Origin of the sequence: Pseudomonas sp. EggHat1 (assembly GCF_014892995.1) — a bacterium.
Taxonomy (GTDB): Bacteria; Pseudomonadota; Gammaproteobacteria; order Pseudomonadales; family Pseudomonadaceae; genus Aquipseudomonas; species Aquipseudomonas chaetocerotis.
This window is the reverse complement of record NZ_JACKQK010000031.1, coordinates 1-3,493: the sequence shown is the minus strand read 5'-3', so window position 1 is coordinate 3,493 and position 3,493 is coordinate 1. Positions and strand designations below refer to the sequence as shown.

At 57.8% G+C, this 3,493-nt stretch carries 4 protein-coding genes and 3 tRNA genes; all 7 read right to left on the bottom strand.

Annotation, left to right across the window (positions count from 1 at the left end; all coding sequences use genetic code 11):
* The coding region (locus INS93_RS24525; protein WP_264294434.1) for a GTP-binding protein at positions 1 to 251 on the bottom strand (251 nt) is incomplete at its 3' end.
* A gap of 84 nt (positions 252 to 335) precedes the next feature.
* Positions 336 to 411 (bottom strand) — tRNA-Thr (locus INS93_RS24520).
* Positions 412 to 437: 26 nt separating this feature from the next.
* A tRNA-Gly gene (locus INS93_RS24515) sits at positions 438 to 511 on the bottom strand.
* Between the two features lie 24 nt (positions 512 to 535).
* Positions 536 to 620, bottom strand: a tRNA-Tyr gene (locus INS93_RS24510).
* Positions 621 to 761: 141 nt separating this feature from the next.
* Positions 762 to 1,448: an SPOR domain-containing protein gene (locus tag INS93_RS24505; RefSeq protein WP_192985849.1), complete on the bottom strand. Its 687-nt coding sequence runs from the start codon at positions 1,446 to 1,448 to the stop codon at positions 762 to 764.
* 7 nt (positions 1,449 to 1,455) lie between these two features.
* Positions 1,456 to 2,205, bottom strand: coding sequence for a pantothenate kinase (locus INS93_RS24500; RefSeq protein WP_192985848.1), 750 nt, complete (start codon positions 2,203 to 2,205; stop codon positions 1,456 to 1,458).
* A complete protein-coding gene (birA, locus tag INS93_RS24495; RefSeq protein WP_192985847.1) occupies positions 2,195 to 3,160 on the bottom strand; it encodes a bifunctional biotin--[acetyl-CoA-carboxylase] ligase/biotin operon repressor BirA in 966 nt (321 codons plus the stop codon). Before birA ends, INS93_RS24500 begins: the two co-directional genes overlap by 11 nt.
* Between the last annotated feature and the right edge of the window lie 333 nt (positions 3,161 to 3,493).

The window sequence follows — 3,493 nt, the reverse complement described above, 5'->3', positions numbered from 1 at the left end:
CCCGGGCAGTCAACGTGCGCGTAGTGACGTACGGACGAATCGTACTCCACGTGTGCAGTGTTGATGGTGATACCACGAGCCTTCTCTTCCGGAGCGCTATCGATCTTGTCGAAGTCAACCTTGGCCGAACCGAAAACTTCGGAGCAGACGCGGGTCAGAGCAGCGGTCAGAGTGGTTTTACCGTGGTCAACGTGACCGATGGTGCCGACGTTGACGTGCGGTTTGTTACGTTCGAATTTCTCTTTAGCCATCTTGACCGTCTCCTAGCGAAGAATTGAGCAAGCCATGCCGCCATTAAAACAAAGGCAGATACTTTCATATCTGCCTTCATTAGATGGAGCTCATGAGCGGATTTGAACCGCTGACCTCACCCTTACCAAGGGTGTGCTCTACCAGCTGAGCTACATGAGCCAAACTCTGTTGCGCCAACCACAAACTGGAGCGGGTAGCGGGAATCGAACCCGCATCATCAGCTTGGAAGGCTGAGGTTCTACCACTGAACTATACCCGCGGAGCTTGCAGCTCACGCTGAATCTGGTGGAGGGGGAAGGATTCGAACCTTCGAAGTCGATGACGTCAGATTTACAGTCTGATCCCTTTGGCCGCTCGGGAACCCCTCCAAAGTGAGGCGGCATTTTCTAGATCTGCCACCCTGCTGTCAAGCTTTTTCTCATTAAAATCTTGAGGTTAGCTACTTTGACAACATCTTCGTCGGGAACCAACTTTGACCACCCTGCGAAGCGGGCGCCATTCTATGCAAACTACTGGAGCAATGCAACGCCTTCACAAGGCATTAATTGATGCTGCAAACCTTCGAAGTCACCCGCGAGCCGCCCAAGCAAAAATTCGTCAGCCAAACGCCGACTTTCTGGAGCCACACGCACCCAGAAACTGCGATGCGCACGCGAGAGCTCGCGAATCTGCGGCTCGTAACCCACGTCACGCAAACGCTGCATGACGCTATCGGCTGAGTCACTGCGAGGGAATATGCCGAGCGATATGCCATTCGCCAGATCGCCCTGAGTAATGATGTAGCTATCGATGCGCCGAGCCTGCAGTTCACGCAACTGCCTCAGCGAGGCCTGCCGGGAAGCCAGAGGCGGCAGATAAACCCAATACTCGACACCTGCCGCCGCATCGACACCGCGCACTTCAGCCTGTATGTCCAAGCTCAGTAGACGCTGCTCCACGACCCTAGCCCTCGCCTCCTCCTCGAAACTCCCGAGATAAAGGCAAACAGCCGCCTCAGGAGAAGCCGCATCAGCCGCCGCCGGCGAATCCCCACGCGAGCGAGGCGCATCCGCCTCACTCAACAACCGGATATCTTTACGCGCCGCCTGATAAGCACCTGCCGGGGCCACCTCTTTGGCACGCAAGGGGGCCTGCTGCTGATGCCAGACGTAATAGAAGGCGTTAAGCAGCAGAAGCAATAGCAGAATCCAGCGCATGCTCGCCTCAACTCAAGGGACAGGCGATAGCCAGTCCGACAAATACCAGATCAGGAACAACCTGCGCTCCCGAGACCACATCTCGCACCAGACCCGCATCACCTCCAGTCAGAAAGACCTCGAAGCCCTCAGGAAAACGAGCCTGCGCTTGCAGCAACTGCTCGGCAACAAAACCGCGCAACATCAATACGCACCCGCGCTCGACAGCCTCAGCCGTGGAGCGCCCTGGCTCAAGCTCCTGCAATGCGGCGAGAGCCACCTGACGGTCATAACGAATACGCCGAGTGTGCGTACTCAATTGATCACGCATGAGCGGCAACCCCGGGCAAATGAAGCCGCCCAGGTGCATACCTGCGGCAGAAACGAAATCGGCAGTCACAGCAGTCCCGAGGTCCACCACCAGGCAAGCGCGCTGCCCCAGGTGATAGGCACCCAGCACAGCCAGCCAACGATCCAGACCAAGACGCCGGAAGTCTTCGTAACCGTTATGCACCGCCCCGACCTGACTGGCAGATTGAGCACAAACCGCATCCACACCCAAGGACTCACGCAGACGCGCAACCAACTGTTCAGTCTCGGCATCGCTACGCACACTGACCAGGCGACAGCGACTTACCCGCAACCCAGGCGCAGCAGCCAACGAGTCGAAGAGCGCGGCATCGGAGTCGACCACGCCAGCAAGGAGGCGCTGCGCCCCATCCACAGAGATCACCCGCCACTTGATAAAGCTATTACCGCAGTCGAGCTCAAGAATCATGTTGCAACCTCAGGCTCAACTCACCCCCACTGAAGGAGCGATCGACGCCATCTACGCTCAGCCTGATAGCGCCTCGCTCATCAACCCCAAGCACGATACCCAGAGTCGCATTATTTCCTGCCGTCAACGCCACAGGGCGTCCGCGCCATGCATGCAACGCTTCCCACTCCGCGCGTAAACCGGCAAACCCGCGCTGCCAATGAATGGAAAGGCAATCTCGAAGCTGCAGCAACAACTCGGCGGCCAACTCATTACGGTCGAGCATCCGCCCAAGGCACTGACGCACCGAGGTCCAGGGCTGATCGATAACAGCGGGCGCATCGACCGCCATATTGACGTTGATACCAATGCCGATCACAACATGACAGACATCTGCCGGATCCCCGGCCAGCTCCAGGAGAATCCCGGATATCTTGCGACCATCGACCAGAACATCATTCGGCCATTTGAGGCGCACGCCGTCGATGCCACAGGATTGCAGGGCCTTAGCGACAGCAAGCCCCACAGTCAGACTCAAGGCTTCCACCTGACTCATGCCACCGTCTACACGCAGAGCGATACTGCAATAAAGGTTCTCGGCAAAAGGACTGGCCCAAACGCGCCCCCGCCGACCACGCCCAGCAGTCTGGCGCTCAGCAAGCAGAACGAAAGGCGCACGCGCTCCAGCGTCGAGGCGGCGGAATATCTCGGCATTCGTGGAGTCCACACTGGGCTCGACTGTGACTGGCCACTCCAAGCCATCAGCACCACGGGATATTTGCTCTGCATCGAGCAAGCTTATGGGCGAAGACAGCCGATAGCCTCGACCTGGGACCTTGAACACCTCGATCCCCAGTTCGGCCTCCAGGCCTTGCAGTTGCTTCCAGATGGCGCTGCGACTTATCCCAAGCTTCGCCCCCAGGGCTTCACCGGAATGGAATCGACCGTCCTGTAGAAGTTTCAACAATTCCAGCATGCCAGGCCCCGCTAAGAACAAGGCTGGCATGATAACGACGAGGCTTCAGCTTGCATAGAAAACGGGGAGCAGAAGGAAGCTGCAGACGAGGAAAGATAACGGTCATAGTGCAAGATCCCCCTGCAAAAGCCAGCAACCAAAACCAACAGCGACAAGACCAACTTCAAAGCGGCCTTTTATTGATCAAAGCGCCGCCAGCCCCGTAGGGTGCGCCGCGCGCACCGAGATGACTGCACCCTGAGCGGTGCGCGCAGCGCACCCTACGCGAAGCGTTGTTTTCCGGCGCACAAAGAAGAAACCCCAGACCGCTTTGGCGATCTGGGGTTTCGTATA

Coding starts and splice junctions, on each gene's coding strand:
- INS93_RS24500 (WP_192985848.1), bottom strand. CDS start 2,205: ATGATTCTTGAGCTCGACTGCGGTAATAGCTTTATCAAGTGGCGGGTG.
- INS93_RS24505 (WP_192985849.1), bottom strand. CDS start 1,448: ATGCGCTGGATTCTGCTATTGCTTCTGCTGCTTAACGCCTTCTATTAC.
- birA (WP_192985847.1), bottom strand. CDS start 3,160: ATGCTGGAATTGTTGAAACTTCTACAGGACGGTCGATTCCATTCCGGT.